Here is a 19,867-nt window from a genome sequence, read left to right on the forward strand (position 1 = left end):
GTTCCTCCTAAGGTCTTCTCGTTTTATATAGAGAGCTCTTGTGAAAGTCGGTACATATTTTGATCGACTGTATGCTTTTTATCTAAGATGTCTAAAATATCGTGATGAACGAGTTCGTTGCTTTGAATACCTACACAGCGTCCGCCTCTTCCTTCAAGAAGAAGTTCTACTGCATACGCTCCTAGGCGACTTGCGAGCACTCGGTCAAACGCACTTGGAGAACCTCCACGTTGAATATGTCCTAAGACAGATACACGCGTTTCAAGGCTTGTCTCCTCTTCAATTCTCTTACCAAATTCGACACCGCTGCCTACGCCTTCTGCGACGATGATGATACTGTGCTTCTTGCCGCGCTCATGTCCTCTTCTCAATCTGGCAATAATTTCGTCCATGTCATAGTCTGCTTCAGGAATCAAAATCGATTCAGCTCCGCCTGCAAGACCTGACCACAGGGCAATATCCCCTGCATGTCTTCCCATTACTTCCACTACGTATGTACGTTCATGAGATGTGGCTGTATCACGAATTTTATCAATGGCATCAATGACTGTATTTAGTGCTGTATCAAAGCCAATAGTGAAATCAGTACCAGGAATGTCATTGTCAATCGTGCCAGGGACACCTACACATGGAAAACCGAGCTCTGTTAATTTCTTCGCTCCCATGAATGAGCCATCTCCACCGATGACAACAAGTCCTTCAATACCGAATTTTTTTAAGTTCTCAATCCCTTTTTCACGACCTTCAACTGTCTTGAATTCAGGACATCTTGCCGTGTAAAGTTTTGTTCCTCCACGATGAATGATATCGCCTACTGAACCTATTTCGAGTTTCTCAATTTTACCGTTAATTAGACCTGAATATCCATTATAAATACCGTAAACTTCTACATTATGGTAAATTGCTTTCCTTACAACTGCGCGCACAGCTGCATTCATTCCTGGGGAATCCCCACCGCTCGTTAAAACTCCTATACGCTTCATCTTTTTCACCTCAGAGACCATATATGAATTAAACATACCATTTCCACTGCTTGAAAACAATCATGAGCAAAACCGGATGTTTTCAATACGAATTTCTAAAACCGTACTTATTATACAATTAAATAAAATGTTTTTAAACAAAAGTTAAGAAAGTCATGAAAGCACTTTGTTCAAAAAACAGTTGATCCAAGTGCTCTAAACCTTGTCAAATCAACGTTTTCAGACGTTTCAAATTTTATGAAAACAAAAGAAAATTATTTTCAAATAGCGCTTACATGAGATCGTTTTGATGAAAAAAGACGAAAAAAATAAACGCCAGCCAAAAGGCTGTACGTTTATTTAGTTTACCCCAATATATTGATTTTCAATCGATACTTTGCCGATTGCTTTGTATTTTTGATATCTTTGTTCGACTAATTCTTCAGGCGATTGTTTGAGCAAAGATGTAAGTGACTGTTTTATTGTTTTTTCAATGTAGGCTGCTTGTTGTTTCACGTCTCGGTGTGCTCCACCTTGCACTTCTTTAATAACATCATCTATAATATCTAATTCTTTTAGGTCTGGAGCGGTAATTTTCATTGATTCTGCAGCTTTTTTCGCAAGTGATGAGTCCTTCCAGAGCAGTGCTGCTGCACCTTCAGGTGAAATCACTGAATATGTTGAGTTCTCTAGCATAAATAGGTGGTTTCCTACGCCTAAGCCTAGTGCTCCGCCACTTCCGCCTTCTCCAATGACAATACAGACAACCGGTACACGAAGTCCTGCCATTTCGAAAAGGTTTTTCGCAATTGCTTCACTTTGCCCGCGTTCTTCAGCTGCTTTACCAGGATAAGCTCCTTTTGTATCAATAAAGCAAATGATTGGACGATTAAATTTATCTGCTTGTTTCATCAAGCGCAATGCTTTACGGTAACCTTCTGGATGCGGCATCCCGAAATTACGGCGCAAGTTTTCTTTTGTGTCTTTTCCGCGCTGATGACCAATGACTGTGACAGGAAGTCCTTTAAACGTAGCAATTCCTCCAACGATGGCTTCATCGTCGCCATAAAAACGGTCACCGTGACATTCGAAAAAGTTATCAAACAGCTCTTGAATGTAATCGAGAGTTGTTGGGCGCATCGCATGACGAGCAATTTGTACTCTGTCCCACGGCTTTAAATTTGTATAAATGTCTGCTTCAAGCTTACTCAGACGCGTTTCAAGGCGCTCAATTTCCGCACTTAAATCCATCTCTGAGTTTTGTGTGAACTTTTTCAATTCATCAATTTTCGCTCGGAGTTCAATGACAGGTTTTTCAAATTCTAGTTCTCCAGCCACTCTCGTTCACCTCCTGTGCTGTGTAATGCTAAGATTTGGCCTAATGTTTCTTTCATTTCTGCACGGTGAATCACAGCATCTAACTGACCATGCTTCATTAAAAATTCAGCCGTTTGGAAGTCCTCTGGTAGGTCTTCACGAATGGTTTGTTCAATGATTCTGCGACCAGCAAAACCAATTAATGCACCAGGCTCTGCAAAGTTGTAATCACCGAGAGATGCGAAACTAGCTGATACACCGCCAGTTGTCGGATTGGTCATCACAGAGATAATCAGACCTTGATCCTCGCTGAACAGCTTTAATGCTGAACTTGTTTTTGCCATCTGCATCAGACTAAGAATTCCCTCTTGCATTCTTGCTCCTCCAGATGCAGTGAAGATGATAAATGGCACCTTGTCCGCTTTTGCTTTCTCAATAGCTAATGTAATCTTTTCACCAACGACTGAGCCCATGCTGCCCATACGGAACGTGGCATCCATGACAGCAATGACAGCACTTTGACCTTTAATTTCACCTTTTCCTGTTACGATGGCTTCATTCAAAGATGTTTTTTCTCTGTCTTTCTGAAGCTTTTCTTCGTAGCCTGGGAAACCGAGCGGGTTCTCAGAAATGAGGTGACCGTTAAATTCTTCAAATGTGCCTTCGTCTACAAGGCTTTCAATACGTTGTTTTGCATTCATTTGCAAATGTCTGCCGCAATTCATGCAAACACGTAAATTTTTATCTAGTTCTTTGGTGAGCATTATTTTTTTACATTGCGGACATTTGGTCATGATGCCTTCAGGCACATCTTGACTTGCCTGTTCAGAGGGTACAGATGCATATTTTTTCTTTTTACTGAAAATATTCTTGATTGACAAATGACTACCTCCCTTTTTGAAGGGTTTTTTCTTTACACGCACATCCACTATTATAGGACATGTCATAACTGTACCGAAACTATTGTACTTTTTTTGTCAAACGCTGTCATCCTTCATTCAATTTTTTCAGTGGGGAATTGAGGAGAAATGAGTATAGGTTTGGGGCGCTGAGTAGTTGGTATATGTGAATTGTGAACGTCTACAAAAAAATCTCATTTAGGATGAAAAAAATTTCGTGTAAGAGAGGAAATGGTGCACGTTTTTCCTCCAAATTCAGAAAGAACGTGCACACTTTTCCAATTCGATTACTCGCCGATAATCGTTAATTTTCTTGTTTTTTCTGCAACAGCTTCTGGGTCTACTTTGATTCTTGAAACGCCCGTTTCCATTGCTGCTTTTGCCACTGCTTTGGCTACTGCTGGCGCTACTCGTGCATCAAATGGTGCAGGGATAACGTATTCCGCTGACAATTCTTCATCTGATACAAGGGAAGCAATCGCTTCAACAGCTGCAATTTTCATTTCTTCGTTAATGTGTGTCGCACGTACATCAAGCGCTCCACGGAAAATACCAGGGAATGCAAGGACGTTGTTCACTTGGTTCGGGAAGTCAGAACGGCCAGTTCCTACAACACTTGCACCTGCTGCATGTGCGTCTTCTGGCATGATCTCTGGGTTTGGATTCGCCATTGCGAAGATGACAGGATCTTTTGCCATTTTTCCAACCATTTCTTTAGTTAAAGCACCTGCTACTGAAACGCCGATAAAGACATCTGCGCCTTCAATCACTTCTTCTAAAGAACCTTCTTTACGATCTTGGTTCGTGAATTTAGCTACTTCATTTTTCACTGCATTCATACCATTCGGACGGCCTTCATAAATAGCGCCTTTTGTATCACACATGATGATATCACGTACACCGAAATGATAAAGAAGTTTGATAATCGCAATTCCTGCTGCTCCAGCGCCGTTTGCAACCACTTTAATTGAAGACATTGATTTTCCAGACAGCTTCAGTGCATTCACAAGTCCTGCCACTGTTACAATCGCTGTCCCGTGCTGATCATCGTGGAAAACAGGAATGTTTGTCTCTTTTTTCAAACGCTCTTCAATGATAAAGCAGTTTGGTGCTGCAATATCTTCAAGGTTCACGCCGCCAAACGTCGGCTCAAGAAGCTTCACTGTTTCAACGATTTTGTCTACATCGTTTGTTGCAAGCGCGATTGGGAATGCATCAACACCTGCAAAGCTTTTGAATAAGACAGCTTTTCCTTCCATTACTGGAAGAGATGCTTCTGCCCCAATGTTTCCAAGCCCTAATACAGCACTTCCGTCTGTGACAACAGCGACCATATTGCCTTTCATTGTATAATCATACACTTTGCTTGTGTCGTCATAAATATCTTTACATGGCTCTGCCACACCTGGTGAGTAAGCCAAGCTCAAGTCTTTCGCATTTTTCACTTGTACCTTTGATTTTGATTCGAGTTTGCCTTGATTCTCTTTGTGCATATGTAATGCTTCTTCTCTTAATGACATGTGATGAACACTCCTTCAAGTGGAAAATGATTTAATGAATTGCTAAGTTGATAAGCACATACTTGGCAGTTTAAATACACAGAATCTTTAAAATGATAACACAATAGGTGAAATTGTAAAACATATTCAGACAATTTGTCATCATTTAATCACAACGTTTTGTTCACCTAGCAGCTCTTTTAACTGGAAAATGACCGCATGATCTGCATGAACTTTGTATGCATCTGGAAGTCTCATCGTCTTTTTTTGCTTTTCATAATACAAATAGACATCTGCTTCTCCCCTGTGCATGGAGATCACTCGCTTCACTTGTTCTAGCAGCTCCTGCGTATGGTTCTCTTCTTTGACTCGAATGTAGACAGATTCTTTTCTTTTAGAGCCCATCTCTTCCAGTAGAACAGCTTCTTGCACGATGATTTGACTGCTCTCATTTCTGACATCTATTCTGCCTTCAACATAAAGCATTGCGCCCTCCTCAAGTAAGGGGGACAGCTTTCTAAATTGCTCTGGAAAGACGACACCTTCCATTTCTCCCGTTTCATCCCCGAATGTGACAAATGCCATCGATTGTCCATTTTTTGTCCGAATCGATTTCACCTTTGTCAAAAGACCACCCATTGAGATCTTTCGCTTTATATAGGAAGAAAGTCTGATGATTTCCACCGCACCATTCTCTCTTAAGCGATCTCGATACGCTTGTATAGGGTGATTTGATAAATATAACCCAAGTGCCTCTTTTTCAAATTGCAGGAGATCAACAAGCGGCAGTTCGTCTATCTCCGCATATTTTGGCTTAATGGAGAACGTTGTATCCCCAAGAAAGTCCAGCTGATCCTCAGGTGTTAAAAATGACACATGGTCTAACGCAATATCTATCGATGCTAATAACGAAGCACGATTTGGATGAAGCTCATCCATTGCCCCTGAGAAAATGAGGGCTTCAATCGTTTTTCGGTTGACACTCTTTGTTGATACCCTTGCGCAAAAATCAAATAAATCTTCAAATGGCTTTTCCTGTCTTGCTCTGTATATATCCTTTACAGCTGACACTCCGACATTTTTAATCGCTCTTAAGCTGTAGCGGATCTCCCCTTTTTCAACCGTGAATGGAAATTCGCTCTTATTAATAGAAGGCTTCAACACCGATATCCCTTTTTCCTTTGCCTCATAGAAATATTGAGCCACTTTGTCTTCATTTCCAATCACACTCGTTAAAAGACCGCACATAAAATATAACGGATAATGCGCTTTTAAATAAGCAAGCTGAAAGCCGATCATGCTATATGCAACAGCATGGCTTCTATTAAAACCATAGTTTGCAAATTTGACGATTAGGTCATAAACGTCATTTGCAATGTTAACAGGATACTCCTTTTTTAGGCATCCTTCAACAAAATGGCTTCGCTCTTCATCAAGCACCTTTTTATCCTTCTTTGAAACGGCTCTTCTTAGTAGATCGGCCTCGCCCAGCTTAAAGCCTGCCATCTTTGCTGCAATCAGCATGATTTGCTCCTGATAGACGATGACCCCATATGTATCCTTTAAGATGTCATACAAATCTGGATGCGGGTAGGAGACTTTCACTCTGCCATGCTTTCGGTCGATAAAGAGCGGGATATTCTCCATCGGACCTGGGCGGTATAAGGCATTGACAGCCACGATATCTTCTAGACTAGAAGGTTTCAGTCGTCTCAGCACCTGACGCATACCTTGTGACTCCAGCTGGAAAATCCCCGTTGTATCTCCCGCTGATAACAAATCAAACGTTTTCTGATCTTCATATGAAATGTCACTAAAGTTAATGTGGACGTTTTCCTGTCTTTCAATCTGGTTTTTAATGGATTCAATTAATGTTAAGTTTCTCAAACCTAAAAAATCCATTTTTAAAAGACCGAGATCTTCTAAATAATTCATCGCATATTGCGTCAAATACACTCCATCATGCCCTTCTTGAATAGGCACGACTTGTGTGAGCGGCTCCTCACTTAGGACAACGCCGGCTGCATGTGTTGACGTATGTCTTGGTAATCCTTCTACCTTTAAAGCGGTTTGAAACACTCTTTGCAGCTCCTCAGATTGCTGGAGCAGTGTTTTTAATTCTGAGGAGACTGTCACCGCTTCTTTCAGTGTCGTCCCTGGCTTTGATGGGATGAGCTTTGCAAGGCGGTCTGCTGCTTTTGAATCAATTCCCATCACACGTCCGACATCTCTTAAAGCTGCCTTTGCGGCAAGTGTTCCAAACGTGACAATTTGCGCCACATGCATATCCCCATATTTGTCTTTTACATATGAAATGATTTCATCTCTTCTCGTGTCAGGAAAATCGATATCTATATCTGGCATGCTGATTCGTTCAGGATTTAAAAAACGCTCAAATAAAAGCCCGTGACGGATCGGATCGACATCTGTAATAAACAGAACATACGCAACTAAAGAGCCTGCTGCTGATCCCCTGCCAGGACCTGTGACAATGCCATGATCATGAGCATACTTCATAAAATCCCACACAATGAGGAAATAATCACTGAAATTCATTTTTTGAATGATGCTCAGCTCATACTCAAGCCTTTTGATATATGTGTCATTTGAAGCAATCTGTCTTCGTTTCATGCCTTCTTGGCACACTCTTCGTAAAAATTGATCAGCTGTTGATTGATCAGGCGTCGGATAGGTTGGCAGTTTCGTCTGGCCAAGATTTAAATCGACCTCGCAGCGGTTTGCAATCTCAACCGTTCTTGCCAGCAATTCTGGATCATCACCATACCACTTCATCATTTCTTCGATCGATCTGAAATGCTTGTCTGCTTGGTCTTCCTCAATTTCTGATAGCTGCTGGCCTGCTTTAATGGCTTTTAAACATGTATATGCGGTTTTGTCCTCTTGATGGATATAGTGGACGTCACCTGTTGCCACAAGCGGGATGTTCGCCCTTTTTGAGAGTTCCCTGAGCTTATGAGACAGCTCTTCGTCCTGCTGAAACGGCTGAACGGCTAAATACACATGTTCCTCACCAAAAAGATCTTTTAAATGGCTGGCCGCATCCCTTGCTTCATCTAGCTGATCATGTTGCAGCAGCGTTTCAATATAGCCGGATACGCCTGGTGTGATGGCAATAAGGCCATGATGATAGGCTTTCAGCCATTTCTCTTTCAGGCCGGTTTTTGATTTTGATTTCAAGACACTGCTAATTTTGATCAAGTTTTGATAGCCTTCATTGTTTTTGGCAAGGAGGATCAAAGGATAAGCCTCTGTCTCTTGTTCATCTATGAAGACAGAAGCTGTTAAACCGATAATCGGTTTGATGCCATGTGTTTTACATTCCTTATAAAATTCAACCGTTCCATACATCACATGGTCATCGGTAAGAGCGAGCGCTTGATAGCCAAGTTCTTTCGCCTTTAATACGAGCTCCTTGACCTTCGCTGCACTGCTCAACAAGCTGTATCCACTGTGGACCTGAAGATGAACATAGGACATGCTTAATCCACTCCTTTCGTCTAAATTCATTCTTTCATTATAAATCGCGATGCGGTGAGAAACAAATGTTCTTTCTTTTCCGCTCGTTCATACTTGTCCAGCATTCGCCATATATTGAATAGAGTGAGGTGGGAAAAATGGATGTGAAGGAAGCCTTTATTCCAAACTTTATTAGCTGTTATTTTATCGCACTAGGGGTTATTTTGGGCGGTGCCATTATAGGCGGGGTAGGTGCATATTTATCTGGTCAGCCGCCGCTATCAATTATTTCAAGTCTTGCCAACCGCTTAAAAATTTGGGCACTTGTTGCGGCAATCGGTGGAACTTTTGATGCGGTTTATAGTTTTGAAAGAGGGATTTTCGAAGGGAACACACGTGATATTTTCAAGCAGATCTTGCTCATTATCTCTGCTATGGGCGGTGCGCAAACGGGGTATCTCCTGATTACGTGGCTCACTCAGGAGCATGTGTCATCATGAGGGTGCCTGAGCTGTATAAACGTCCAGGCTGGCAGCGTTTTTTTGCTGGGATGATGTTCGGCGCAATTATCAGCTGGCTGATTTTTCTCTTTACGTATGGCACCTTTCAGGAGAAGCAGGTGACACTGCTCAGAAGCCAGCAGCACCACATGGACAGTCTGAAAGAACAAATCACACTCTATCGGGAAGATTTGCATAAATTAAATGAAGACAATAAGCAGCGTCTGCTTATTCAGAGCGTAGACGTTCACCTCGTCAACCGTGAGCAGTACAAAATTCCGGAGCCAGATACCTTGAAATTTGAAGATCAGGTGAAAGAAGATATCTCAGAGGTGATCACAAAGGATATTGAAAGTGTCTATAAAACAAAAGAGCTCTTAAAACGGACCGTGGAAAATAAAGAATATACGATTAGAGAAAAGGCATACCGCGCCAAAGTCACCGAACTGACCATCTATACAAAGCTTTCGCTTGAAGTGCGTATTTCCTTTGCTGAATAATAGATGATGTGGAATTTTTATGAATTTCTGCACTCAATGATCGCTTTTCACTTGTTATTTTTATACACTAAAAGAAGAACGAGATGATCATAAGAAAGAGGTGAGAACAATGGAGGTTTACAGCTATCGTCAAATGGCACGAGACAAAGCAAGCCGGATTAAAGACGGCATGTGTGCTTATGCTGAGACAGAAATGATGGCCCATTTAATTAAAAAAGAATTAAAGCATCAAAATCTCCAAGCCTATGAAGATTCAACTGACATCGGCTGCTGGTTCATCCCTGTATCCAAGTAACCCTTTTCTCAAAGCTCAAAAAAAGAGAGGGGGACTTGAAGCCCCTCTCTCACGATGATGATTTACATACTTCTTCTAAATCACGCAAAATCTCATCTGCAACTGCCCAATCATATATGGACGCACCGGCTGCAAGCGGGTGACCTCCGCCATGATATTTTTTAGCAATGGTGTTAATGACGACGCCTTTTGAGCGGAATCTCACACGAATCTGATCGTTCTCTTCCACAAAAAAGACCCATGCCTTAATCCCTGCAATATTTCCAAGTGTCCCAACAAGCTGTGAGGCTTGCTGCGCTGTTGTTTGGAACGACTCCAAAATGTCACGTTTAATAAAAACAGAAGCTACGCCATTCTCTGATAAAGAGATATGTTGAAAAATATAGCCATTTAATTTCACGACATTCAAATCTGTCTCATACAATTGATTGAAAAGGTCTGATGATGAAAACGGATATTCGATGAGTTCACCCGCATATTTGAGTGTCTTTTTCGTTGTGTTTGGGAAAAGGAAACGGCCTGTGTCTCCTACAATGCCGGCATAAATGAGTTCTGCCGCCTTTGTATTCAGCTGATATCCTTCTTCTTTCCCCTCTAAATACAGCTCATAAATCATTTCACTGACAGAGCTTGCTTCTGTATCAACCCAAAGCAAATCACCATACGGATCTTCATTCGGATGATGATCAATTTTCATCAGTTTATTGCCCATTGAATAGCGCTGATCATCAATTCTTGCTTGATTCGCAGTGTCACAGACAATGACAAGGGCACCTTTGTACACTTCATCCGGCACGTCATCTAATTCATATAAAAATGAAAGAGATGGCTCAGGGGTTCCTGTCGCATAAATATTTTTTTCTGGATAGGTGGCACGCAAGATTTCCGTAAGGCCGCACTGCGATCCATAGGCGTCTGGATCAGGTCTTACATGTCTATGAATGATGATGGTGTCATATAATGATATGGTTCTAATCAGTTCTTTTTTCATAAATACTCCTTCTTATGCGATACTCTTTTTATTATTAAATCATAATCTACCCAGACAGAAAAGTGAGGAATAGACAATTTATTCTAGTAAGCAAGCCTATTTACGTTTAAAATAGGGTTGTAACCACTTACAATGGAGGCTTGGCACATGCTTGTTTTGATTGTGTTTATTATTTGTTCTGCCATGTTTTATTTATACTACAAAGCAAAGAATGTCCGTACGAACCGGCCGGTCGAAAAGAAATTCTGGTCTGCTAAATCAAGTATGGCACTTGGCTGCTTTGTCCTGCTCTTCGGTGTGAATCAATTATTTTTAAACCGCTCGTCACTCGCATTTGTCATTGGGTTTATTTTTGTTGCAGTTGGTATCGGCAGTACATGGGCCGGATATAAAGCCTATAAGCACTATCTTCCGCTCTTTTTAAAGGAAGGCGAAAAAGACCACGCATAATAGAAAAAGGGCTAAAATGAACTTGATTTTAGCCCTTTCTCTTCTTTTCAGCGTGTTAGAAAACCTTTGCAGTCTAGGAAGGACAGCTACTTTTACGGAGCGAATTTGTCATTCGTGAGCACCAGCACGCAGGACTGATAAAGAATACGAGGGTTTGTTTACACGCTGAAAGGGCGCATTCATGCCGCCCTTTTTTGCCATTTATCCTCTCTCCATCAGCTGAACCATCAACATCGCTTTGCCTACAATATTTGACTGATGGTAAACTTCCACTTCCAGCTTTCCAAACTTGCGCCCAACTTCTAAAATATTCGGTTTGATCTGTATCGTGGATTCCATTTGAACCGGTTTTAAGAAATAGACAGAAAGACTTTCTACAATTAGTTCACCTTTTTTATGAGACTTTAAGAAGCGGTTGGCTGATTCGATTAAAATTTGTGTAAACACCCCGTACGAAATATTGCCGAGCTGATTTGTCATTTGTGGTGAGACTTCATATTGGTACACCGCATCTGTTTTTGGTTTTTCTGTATCGGCTTCCTTAAACCCTCTAGAAACGACATCATCCAGCTTTTCACCGACCTGCGGCTGCTTTTGAATCATTTGCAGCGCCTTCAGCACGTCCTGACGGCTAATCATCCCAATAAGCTTCGCATGATCATTTACAACTGGCAGCACCTCAATACCTTCCCACACCATCATTTGTGCAGCTGAAGCGACAGATGTTTTGCCAATAACGGTCAGCGGATTTTTTGTCATCACCTTTTCAATCGGTGTAGAACGGTCATGGCCTGCAATATCCTTTGAGGTCAAAATGCCGTGAATTTTCATTTGATCGTCTGCTACCGGGAACCGGCCGTGTCCGGTTTCATAATTCTTTTCATACCATTTCTCAAGCTTGTCTTCTGGCGATAAATAGACGGTCCGTTCTATCGGCGTTAAAATATCCTCCACAAGCACAATTTCTTTTTTAATCAACTGGTCATAAATGGCCCGGTTAATGAGAGCCGCTACGGTAAATGTATCGTAGCTTGTTGATAAAATGGGCAGCTCAAGCTCATCTGCGAGCTGAATAATTTCATCATCTGTTGAGAATCCGCCCGTGACCAGCACAGCCGCTCCCGCCTCTAATGCTTGCCGGTGAGCATTGATTCGGTTTCCGACGATTAACAGGTTGCCTGCTGCTGTGTATCGCATCATCGCATCCAGTTCCATTGCACCGATGACAAATTTATTTAACGTTTTATGTAAGCCGGCTCGTCCGCCAAGTACCTGACCATCAATGACATTGACGACTTCCGCATATGTCAGCTTTTCAATATTTTCTTTTTTCTTCTGTTCAATTCGAATGGTACCGACTCGTTCAATGGTGCTCACGAACCCTTTATTTTCAGCATCCTTAATAGCCCGGTAAGCCGTGCCTTCACTGACTTTCATTTCTTTCGCTATACGCCGGACAGAAATTTTCTCTCCGACATCCAATGAATCAATATACGATAAAATTTGCTCATGCTTTGTCGCCAATCCCGTTCACCCTTTTTGTTTTCAGCGTTTTCATCTATATTTCATTATAAAGGCAGGAGGCTTTTAATAGCAATTTGTCTTTTACACGAGCACGATACAGGCAAATAAAAAAGCCGGTAGAGTGCCGGCTTTTCTTTCTATTGATTAAATCTCGATGGATTCTCCGCTGTTTAATACGTGACCCACGCCGCCATGCAAGCTGTCTGCAAACGCATGAGGATCTTGCTCAATCGGCGGGAATGTACTGTAATGAATCGGTACGACTTGTTTCGCACGAAGCCACTCTGCTGCGATTCTCGCATCGTCTGGTCCCATTGTGAAGTTATCACCTATTGGCAGGAAGGCGAGCTCAATATGATTCAGCTCCCCAATGAGTTTCATATCCGAGAAGAGAGCCGTGTCTCCAGCATGATAAATTGTTTTGCCTTCAGCAGTAAATAAAATACCGGATGGCATCCCTGTATACGTAATCGTTTTGGATTCTTCATCAATGACCGCTGAGCCATGGAACGCTTGCGTCAGCTTGACTTTACCAAATTCAAATTCACGTCCGCCACCAATAGAAAGCGGGTGTGTCTTCACCCCTTGCCAGCCTAAATAAGTGGCAAGTTCGAATGGCGCAATCACGAGTGCGTCATTGTTTTTAGCGATTTCAATCGTGTCTCCGACGTGATCTCCATGCCCGTGCGTGAGCAAAATCACATCTGCTTTCACATCTTGCGGTTTGATCTCTGTATGCTTATTTCCATTTAAAAATGGATCAATCCAAATATGGTATCCGTTTGTTTCAATGTGTACGACTGAATGTCCATGATATGTAGCTTTCATGTAAATATATCCACCTTTCGAATTTGATCTCATTTTGTCTATTCCCTCTATAAAAAGCTGAAAAACTTAGTGCCTGTGAATTACGTTAAGACCACCTGTTGCTTCAATGACGGTTCCTGTAATGAGGTCTGAACGATCATCACATAGAAATGAAATGATACGACCGATATCCTCACCTGTCCCAGACCGACCAATCGGTGTTTCATCGTCTTTTATCTGACGTGCTTCCTCTATCGTTGATTCTTTCATGTCTCCAACGATTTTACCTGGACACACCATATTAGCGGTGATGCCGTTTTCGGCTTCTTCAATCGCAATGGTTTTCGTCAATGACGCAAGCCCCACTTTTGCCGCTCCGAAGGCTGATCTGTGCATCCAGCCTGGCGCATGGTCTGCTCCTTGGAAGCCATACGTGATAATCCGGCCAAAGCCTTGTTTTCTCATCATAGGGATCACCATTCGGAACAAATGGAACACTGCGGATAGGTTGCCTTCCATCATTTGATACCATTCGTCTTCAGAGTAATCCGCGAGTTTTTTTCGTTCAAAAATATAAGGTCCAGCATTATTGATCAAGGCGTCAATCCGCCCAAATCGCTCTGCTGCCAGCTCGACCATGTTTTTTAAATCTTCTTTGTTTGTCACATCGCCTTGGACAAATTGAAGCTTTTCTTCGTATTCTTGCAGTTCTTCTTTCATCTGCCGGACAGCTTCATCATCACTTCGATAATTCACCGTCACAGAATACCCCATATTCAGTAAAGACTCGGTGACTTTCCTGCCAAGTCCTTTAGAACCCGCTGTTATTAATGCGTGTCGCACACAATCTCCTCCTAAAGCAAAGGTTGCAAGTTCATGTGTTTCTTTTGTTATCTTTACTTTACTATAAACCGGCTTCCTTCGCACTTTTGAACCCTTTAACAGTGAGGGGAAAACCGTATAGGGTGATTCATCCACTTTTTCATATCCCATGAACCATGGATATCGAGAAGTAGCGAAACAAACCGATAGCATTCTCTCACCTCATGAAGCTGGCGAGGAAGCGGGCAAATCTCTTCATACCCTAATTGAACCGCTTGTGCAGCTTCTTTCGTCAAAAGGTATTCGAGTGCAATCAAATCAAACGTAGCTGGTCCAAATACGACATATTCCGTATCAACTAGACTCGTCACTTGATCATCGTCTTCAATATATTGCGATGGGTCTAAATCAATTAAAATGAGACTAGCTGCATCAGGAGGACTTAGCTTTTCAAGCTTTTGCTGCACCTTTTCTGCATAATTCTGATATTCAGGCTGATCAGCGTAATAGTGGCTGATGAGTTTGGAGACAGTCTTTTTTAACAGCGCATGGAATTCTCTCAAATGTCTCTTTTCTCCCCCGTATACTGCACCGAAAAAGTTTGTTTGATATGAATGAAGATGCGCTAGTTTCCTCCCGTAATCCCTATAGAATTGTGCTGAACGGCCCTCAAAAGATGTTAAAGGGATTCCTTCTACTTTTTCCATGACATAAAAGTGTTTCCCCGCCTTCTTCACTTTACGAACAACTTTCGGAATATGAAAGGAATTCGTATGAGCCAGCTTTTCATTGATTTCATCAAGATGCTCCTGTACAGTACGGGCATCTACTCCATAAATCATGTTGATCCCATACACAAATTCACTTTCTTCTCTTGCAGTTTTAGGAGATTTCACTACATATTCCGTCTGGTCTTGTAAGGAAATCAGCCACACATCATTAGCCCGGCCGTCGTATGGTTCTCCTAACGTTTTCACTGATACGATAGGCTGATCAAACAAAGCCTGAAGCGTTTTCTTCATGAACTGTTGTCACTCCTTATTCAGCTTGACACTGGTATGCTTTCATTTTCTCCAGTGAAGATCAATCTCCTTTTTCCCATGAAAAAAACCATCCGTATAAACGAATGGTTTTGGCGAATTATGCTAGGCAGGCTTTTGCTTTTTCTAAAGCGAGCTGAATTTGTTTGAATCCAGTTCCACCTGCACTTGTTCTTTTTTCAACAGCAACATACGGATCAAGAACAGTGTAAATGTCTTGTTCAAAGAGGCCGCTTGCTTCTGTAAATGTTTCAAATGGAAGGTCACTTAAATAGATGCCTTTTTGAATGCATGTATACACAAGCTTCCCAACGATTTCGTGTGCTTCACGGAATGGCATACCTTTTTTCGCAAGGTAGTCAGCCACTTCGGTCGCATTTGAGAAATCTTCTTTTGTTGCTTTTTTCATGACATCTTCGTTCACTGTCATCGTTTGAATCATGCCTGTGAAGATTTGCAGGCTGCCAGCGATCGTTTTCACCGTATCAAACATGCCTTCTTTATCTTCTTGCAAGTCTTTGTTATACGTAAGCGGTAAGCCTTTCATAATCGTGAGCAGCCCCATCAGGTTGCCATATACCCTGCCTGTTTTTCCGCGGATCAATTCAGCCATATCCGGGTTTTTCTTTTGCGGCATCATGCTGCTACCTGTTGCGTACGTGTCATCAAGCTCAATGAATTTGAATTCTTGAGAGCACCATAAAATGATTTCTTCACAAAGACGTGAGAGGTGCATCATCACAAGACTGCTATTAGACAAGAACTCTAAAATGAAATCACGATCACTCACGCCATCAAGGCTGTTCTCGTAAATATGGTCAAAGCCCAGAAGCTCTGCTGTATATTCACGATCAATTGGGAATGTCGTTCCTGCTAACGCCCCGCATCCAAGTGGTGACACATTAATCCGCTTCAATGAATCTTGAAAACGCGCTTTGTCCCGCTCAAGCATCCAAAAGTAGGCGAGCATATGGTGAGCAAAGGAGATAGGCTGTGCACGCTGTAAGTGCGTATATCCTGGAAAAATCGTTTCAACGTGTTGTTCAGCTTTTTCTACAAGCACTGTTTGAAAAGAAGAGATCAGCTCAATGATATGCTCTACTTGGTTATTCAAATATAAATGCATATCGGTTGCGACCTGATCATTCCGGCTTCTCGCTGTGTGCAATTTGCCGCCAAGCGGACCAATCTCATCAATGAGCATTTTTTCAAGGTTTAAATGAATGTCCTCATAATCTACTGAGAAATCGAGTTCATCCGCCTCTGCCTTTTTCATGAGCGTATTCAGTCCGTCTTTGATTGCAGCGGCCTCCTCATCACCGATGATACCGCATTTATTCAGCATACTTGCATGGGCAAGGGAGCCGGTCAGATCTTCTTTGACTAATTGTTTGTCGAAATGAATGGATGCACCAAACTCATCGACCCATTTTTCTGGTGTTTTTTGAAATCTGCCTCCCCAAAGCTTTTTCATGCTTTAACCTGCTCCTTTTTGTTCACGATGCTGTTTACTTTTGTTGGTAAACCCCAAAGGTTAATAAATCCTACAGCTGCATCATGATCGAATTCATCTGCTTTTGTGTAAGTTGCTAGATTTTCATCATAAAGTGAATATGGTGATTTACGTCCTTCTACAATGGCATGGCCTTTAAATAGTTTCACACGTACAACACCTGTTACGTTCTTTTGCGTTTCTTGTAAGAATGCATCTAGTGCTCCTTTAAGTGGTGAGAACCATAAGCCGTTGTATATTAATTCAGCCATTTTTTGTTCCACGATTGGCTTAAAGTGTGCCACTTCTTTAACAAGCGTTAAGTCTTCAAGTTCTTTGTGTGCTTTTAATAGGGTAACTGCACCTGGGCACTCATACACTTCACGAGATTTGATTCCAACAAGACGGTTTTCAACATGATCGATTCTGCCTACACCATGCTGGCCAGCAACTTCATTTAAATGAAGGATGAGATCAGATAATGAATACTGGATTCCGTCAATAGCTGTTGGTTTTCCTTTTTCAAACGTGATTTCAATGATTTCAGGTGTGTCTGGTGTTTTTTCAAGTGGATTTGTTAGATCATAAGCACCTTCTGGCGGCGCTGCCCAAGGATCTTCTAAAATACCACATTCGTTACTTCTGCCCCAAAGGTTTTGGTCAATTGAATATGGGCTGTCTAAGTTAATCGGAATTGGAATCCCGTGCTTTTGTGCATAGTCGATTTCTTCATCACGAGACCATTTCCATTCACGCACTGGTGCAAGAACTTCTAGGTCTGGATTCAATGCTTTGATTGATACTTCAAAACGAACTTGGTCGTTTCCTTTACCTGTACATCCGTGTGCAACGGCTACGGCGTTTTCTTTCTCTGCGACTTCCACTAACTTTTTGGCAATGAGCGGACGAGATAGTGCAGACACGAGTGGATATTTCCCTTCGTACATCGTGTGTGCTTGCAGTGCAGCAAGTGCAAATTCTTCAGCAAACTCTTCTTTTGCGTCGATCATGTAAGATTGAACAGCTCCGACTTGAAGTGCTTTTTGTTGAACGAATGCTAAATCTTTTCCTTCACCTACGTCCAGGCAGCAAGCAACAACTTCGTAACCTTGCTCCTGTAACCATTTAACTGCAACAGAGGTATCAAGACCTCCGGAATATGCTAATACGACTTTTTTATTTTGTGACATGTTTGAAAAGCTCCTCTCGCTTGTTTTGATTCTGTGAATGTTTTTTGCATAAAAATAAGTTTTAATTTATAAACATGCATTTAGTATGTATACACTGTAACAAGGAAAAATTGTTTTTTCAACCCCTTTATGAAAAAAACTCTGCCAAATTTTCTTGGCAGAGTCATTTTGGGCTATTTTTGATCTTTTTCAAGCTCTCGCAAGACATGAGGAAGCTCTGGAATAATGAGTTTGGTCATGGCTAACCGAACTGCTCCGGTAGAGCCTGGTGTGGCAAAAACGGCTTTTTGGTTAATCACCCCTGCCGTCGCTCTAGATAAGATAGCGGCTGATCCAATATCTTCTGTATAGCTCAGCATGCGAAAAATTTCTCCAAAGCCCGGCAGCTCTTTTGAGAAAAGAGGTGTAATGGATTCAATCGTGACGTCCCTTGCTGCAATACCAGTTCCCCCGTTTAACAAGACGGCATCAATCTTCGCTTCACTTGTTCCTTCTAAAACGGCATCTTGAATCGCTCCAATGTGATCTTTCACAATATCGTATGCAAGAATAAGGTGCCCTTGTTCTTTGAGCAAATCAATCATCAGACGGCCGCTTTTATCTGTTTCTTTTGTCCTTGTATCACTGACGGTAATGACTTTTACATGAAGCCTCGTTTTCGCTTCGCGTTTATGTTCTTCGACGCTCATATCTTCACACCGCTCCTTTCATATTGCCTCACATTATAGCATGCTGATTTCAATAGAAAAAAGCCCTTTTCCGCTGAGGAAAAGAGCTTCAAAAGGATATTACGCTAAACGCATAACGTCTCTTGCAATCATAACTTCTTCGTTCGTTGGAATCACGATGACTTTTACAGGAGAGTGAGGGTAGCTGATGAATGCTTCTTCGCCTCTCATGTTGTTAAGAGATGGATCCCAATATACGCCCATGAATTCTAGACCACGAAGTACACGTGCTCTCACTTCTGAGCTGTTTTCACCGATTCCAGCTGTGAAGATGATGGCATCTACACCATTCATTCTCGCTGCATAAGAACCGATGTATTTATGAATACGGCTTGCAAAAATATCTAGTGCTACTTCAGCACGGTCGTTTCCTTCTTCTGTCGCTTCTTCGATATCACGAAGATCACTTGAAAGACCAGACACACCTAAAAGACCACTCTTCTTATTCAAAGTAGAAAGTACTTCTTCAGCTGTATGTCCTGTTTTCTCCATAATAAATGGAATAAGGGCAGGGTCAATGTTACCTGAACGTGTTCCCATTGCAACACCCGCAAGTGGTGTGAAGCCCATTGACGTATCGATTGATTTTCCGCCTTCAACTGCTGCGATACTTGCACCATTTCCAAGGTGGCAAGAAATCAAACGAAGCTCTTCAAGAGGACGGCCTAATAGCTCTGCTGCACGCTCTGTTACGAACTTATGGCTTGTCCCGTGGAATCCGTATTTACGAATACCAAAGTTTTTGTAGTAGTCGTACGGAAGGCTGTATAGGTAAGACTGCTCTGGCATTGTTTGGTGGAACGCTGTATCGAACACAGCAATCGCTGGTACGTCAGGCAGAATTTGTTTGAATGCTTTGATTCCTACAACGTTTGCAGGGTTGTGAAGTGGTGCAAGCTCTGAAAGCTGATCAATGTCTTTGATGACTTCATCTGTTAAAACAACAGAATCGCTGAATTTTTCTCCGCCGTGAACGACGCGGTGTCCTACGCCATCAATTTCATTAAAGTCTTTGATGATGTTAAATTCAATTAGTTTTTCAAGCAGCATTTTAACCGCTACTGCATGATCTGGAATATCTGTGACTTCTGTTTTCTTTTCTCCATCTACAGAAATCGTGAAGATACTGTTGTCCATTCCGATTCTTTCAACAAGACCTTTTGTTAAAACGGTTTCTTCTGGCATGTCGAACAATTGGAATTTAAGAGATGAGCTTCCTGCGTTGATTGCAATAATTTTGGACATTACTGTCGCTCCTTTTACTCAGTTGTTATATAAGGTTTCACGTTTTTTCGGTGCTATATTCAACCTGTTTGAACGGGTCTTTTATAGTTTAACGATAAGTCCGAAAAATATCTGACTTTTTCATTTAAA

18 protein-coding genes are annotated in these 19,867 nt (G+C 41.8%); 4 read left to right on the top strand and 14 right to left on the bottom strand.

What is annotated here, in order from left to right:
- Positions 1–23 precede the first annotated feature (23 nt).
- The 5 genes from pfkA to dnaE all read right to left on the bottom strand — a co-directional run bounded on the left by pfkA (position 24) and on the right by dnaE (position 8,175).
- On the bottom strand, positions 24–983 hold the full coding sequence (pfkA, locus tag AC0VYC_RS13235; RefSeq protein WP_017358271.1) for a 6-phosphofructokinase: 960 nt from the start codon (positions 981–983) through the stop codon (positions 24–26).
- 339 nt (positions 984–1,322) lie between these two features.
- Positions 1,323–2,300, bottom strand: coding sequence for an acetyl-CoA carboxylase carboxyl transferase subunit alpha (gene accA, locus AC0VYC_RS13240; protein ID WP_327872103.1), 978 nt, complete (start codon positions 2,298–2,300; stop codon positions 1,323–1,325).
- Entirely contained in the window at positions 2,285–3,160 is an 876-nt protein-coding gene (gene accD / locus AC0VYC_RS13245) for an acetyl-CoA carboxylase, carboxyltransferase subunit beta (RefSeq protein ID WP_008346077.1), read from the bottom strand. Before accD ends, accA begins: the two co-directional genes overlap by 16 nt.
- Positions 3,161–3,465: 305 nt before the next feature.
- Positions 3,466–4,698, bottom strand: a complete 1,233-nt coding sequence (ystJ, locus tag AC0VYC_RS13250; RefSeq protein ID WP_007501712.1) for an NADP-dependent malic enzyme — start codon at positions 4,696–4,698, stop codon at positions 3,466–3,468.
- 141 nt (positions 4,699–4,839) lie between these two features.
- Complete coding sequence (gene dnaE, locus AC0VYC_RS13255) at positions 4,840–8,175, bottom strand: DNA polymerase III subunit alpha (protein ID WP_475388652.1); 3,336 nt, start codon at positions 8,173–8,175, stop codon at positions 4,840–4,842.
- Between the two features lie 137 nt (positions 8,176–8,312).
- Here dnaE and ytrH point away from each other — a divergent pair, with 137 nt between their 5' ends.
- From ytrH to AC0VYC_RS13270, 3 genes are all read left to right on the top strand, one after another.
- On the top strand, positions 8,313–8,654 hold the full coding sequence (gene ytrH / locus AC0VYC_RS13260; protein WP_007501717.1) for a sporulation membrane protein YtrH: 342 nt from the start codon (positions 8,313–8,315) through the stop codon (positions 8,652–8,654).
- Entirely contained in the window at positions 8,651–9,154 is a 504-nt protein-coding gene (gene ytrI, locus AC0VYC_RS13265; protein WP_007501718.1) for a sporulation membrane protein YtrI, read from the top strand. The genes ytrH and ytrI overlap by 4 nt, the downstream gene beginning before the upstream one ends.
- A gap of 109 nt (positions 9,155–9,263) precedes the next feature.
- Positions 9,264–9,449 (top strand): YtzJ family protein, encoded by a 186-nt coding sequence (locus AC0VYC_RS13270; protein ID WP_008346082.1) that lies wholly within the window; start codon positions 9,264–9,266, stop codon positions 9,447–9,449.
- A gap of 49 nt (positions 9,450–9,498) precedes the next feature.
- Here AC0VYC_RS13270 and AC0VYC_RS13275 read toward each other — a convergent pair whose 3' ends face one another.
- Entirely contained in the window at positions 9,499–10,440 is a 942-nt protein-coding gene (locus AC0VYC_RS13275; RefSeq protein WP_335350682.1) for a DHH family phosphoesterase, read from the bottom strand.
- Positions 10,441–10,587: 147 nt separating this feature from the next.
- On the opposite strand from AC0VYC_RS13275, the gene AC0VYC_RS13280 reads away from it, so the two are divergent.
- Positions 10,588–10,890, top strand: coding sequence for a YtpI family protein (locus AC0VYC_RS13280; RefSeq protein ID WP_003216665.1), 303 nt, complete (start codon positions 10,588–10,590; stop codon positions 10,888–10,890).
- Between the two features lie 201 nt (positions 10,891–11,091).
- Here AC0VYC_RS13280 and AC0VYC_RS13285 read toward each other — a convergent pair whose 3' ends face one another.
- From AC0VYC_RS13285 to AC0VYC_RS13320, 8 genes are all read right to left on the bottom strand, one after another.
- Positions 11,092–12,414, bottom strand: a complete 1,323-nt coding sequence (locus AC0VYC_RS13285; protein WP_007501721.1) for a CBS domain-containing protein — start codon at positions 12,412–12,414, stop codon at positions 11,092–11,094.
- Between the two features lie 144 nt (positions 12,415–12,558).
- The gene (locus AC0VYC_RS13290) at positions 12,559–13,242 is read right to left on the bottom strand and encodes a metal-dependent hydrolase (protein WP_039168887.1); all 684 of its coding nucleotides are present in this window, start codon (positions 13,240–13,242) and stop codon (positions 12,559–12,561) included.
- Between the two features lie 66 nt (positions 13,243–13,308).
- Positions 13,309–14,064, bottom strand: coding sequence for an SDR family oxidoreductase (locus AC0VYC_RS13295; RefSeq protein ID WP_008343153.1), 756 nt, complete (start codon positions 14,062–14,064; stop codon positions 13,309–13,311).
- 95 nt (positions 14,065–14,159) lie between these two features.
- Positions 14,160–15,065, bottom strand: coding sequence for a phosphotransferase (locus AC0VYC_RS13300; protein ID WP_335350681.1), 906 nt, complete (start codon positions 15,063–15,065; stop codon positions 14,160–14,162).
- Positions 15,066–15,183: 118 nt separating this feature from the next.
- On the bottom strand, positions 15,184–16,557 hold the full coding sequence (argH, locus tag AC0VYC_RS13305) for an argininosuccinate lyase (RefSeq protein ID WP_008343150.1): 1,374 nt from the start codon (positions 16,555–16,557) through the stop codon (positions 15,184–15,186).
- Positions 16,554–17,765, bottom strand: a complete 1,212-nt coding sequence (locus tag AC0VYC_RS13310) for an argininosuccinate synthase (protein WP_017358278.1) — start codon at positions 17,763–17,765, stop codon at positions 16,554–16,556. Before AC0VYC_RS13310 ends, argH begins: the two co-directional genes overlap by 4 nt.
- A 173-nt stretch (positions 17,766–17,938) precedes the next feature.
- Positions 17,939–18,454 carry a MogA/MoaB family molybdenum cofactor biosynthesis protein gene (locus AC0VYC_RS13315; protein ID WP_024718668.1) on the bottom strand — a complete coding sequence of 172 codons (516 nt, stop codon included), beginning with the start codon at positions 18,452–18,454 and terminating at the stop codon, positions 17,939–17,941.
- 99 nt (positions 18,455–18,553) lie between these two features.
- Positions 18,554–19,738 carry an acetate kinase gene (locus AC0VYC_RS13320; RefSeq protein ID WP_024718669.1) on the bottom strand — a complete coding sequence of 395 codons (1,185 nt, stop codon included), beginning with the start codon at positions 19,736–19,738 and terminating at the stop codon, positions 18,554–18,556.
- Positions 19,739–19,867: the final 129 nt, after the last annotated feature.

This window comes from Bacillus sp. iso_77 (assembly GCF_056173625.1).

Excerpts from the sequence above, each read along its gene's own strand:
- ytrI (WP_007501718.1), top strand. The coding sequence starts at position 8,651 with ATGAGGGTGCCTGAGCTGTATAAACGTCCAGGCTGGCAGCGTTTTTTT.
- AC0VYC_RS13315 (WP_024718668.1), bottom strand. The coding sequence starts at position 18,454 with ATGAGCGTCGAAGAACATAAACGCGAAGCGAAAACGAGGCTTCATGTA.
- AC0VYC_RS13280 (WP_003216665.1), top strand. The coding sequence starts at position 10,588 with ATGCTTGTTTTGATTGTGTTTATTATTTGTTCTGCCATGTTTTATTTA.
- argH (WP_008343150.1), bottom strand. The coding sequence starts at position 16,557 with ATGAAAAAGCTTTGGGGAGGCAGATTTCAAAAAACACCAGAAAAATGG.
- AC0VYC_RS13300 (WP_335350681.1), bottom strand. The coding sequence starts at position 15,065 with ATGAAGAAAACGCTTCAGGCTTTGTTTGATCAGCCTATCGTATCAGTG.
- AC0VYC_RS13275 (WP_335350682.1), bottom strand. The coding sequence starts at position 10,440 with ATGAAAAAAGAACTGATTAGAACCATATCATTATATGACACCATCATC.
- dnaE (WP_475388652.1), bottom strand. The coding sequence starts at position 8,175 with ATGTCCTATGTTCATCTTCAGGTCCACAGTGGATACAGCTTGTTGAGC.
- AC0VYC_RS13290 (WP_039168887.1), bottom strand. The coding sequence starts at position 13,242 with ATGAAAGCTACATATCATGGACATTCAGTCGTACACATTGAAACAAAC.
- AC0VYC_RS13320 (WP_024718669.1), bottom strand. The coding sequence starts at position 19,738 with ATGTCCAAAATTATTGCAATCAACGCAGGAAGCTCATCTCTTAAATTC.
- pfkA (WP_017358271.1), bottom strand. The coding sequence starts at position 983 with ATGAAGCGTATAGGAGTTTTAACGAGCGGTGGGGATTCCCCAGGAATG.
- AC0VYC_RS13310 (WP_017358278.1), bottom strand. The coding sequence starts at position 17,765 with ATGTCACAAAATAAAAAAGTCGTATTAGCATATTCCGGAGGTCTTGAT.
- ytrH (WP_007501717.1), top strand. The coding sequence starts at position 8,313 with ATGGATGTGAAGGAAGCCTTTATTCCAAACTTTATTAGCTGTTATTTT.
- AC0VYC_RS13270 (WP_008346082.1), top strand. The coding sequence starts at position 9,264 with ATGGAGGTTTACAGCTATCGTCAAATGGCACGAGACAAAGCAAGCCGG.
- ystJ (WP_007501712.1), bottom strand. The coding sequence starts at position 4,698 with ATGTCATTAAGAGAAGAAGCATTACATATGCACAAAGAGAATCAAGGC.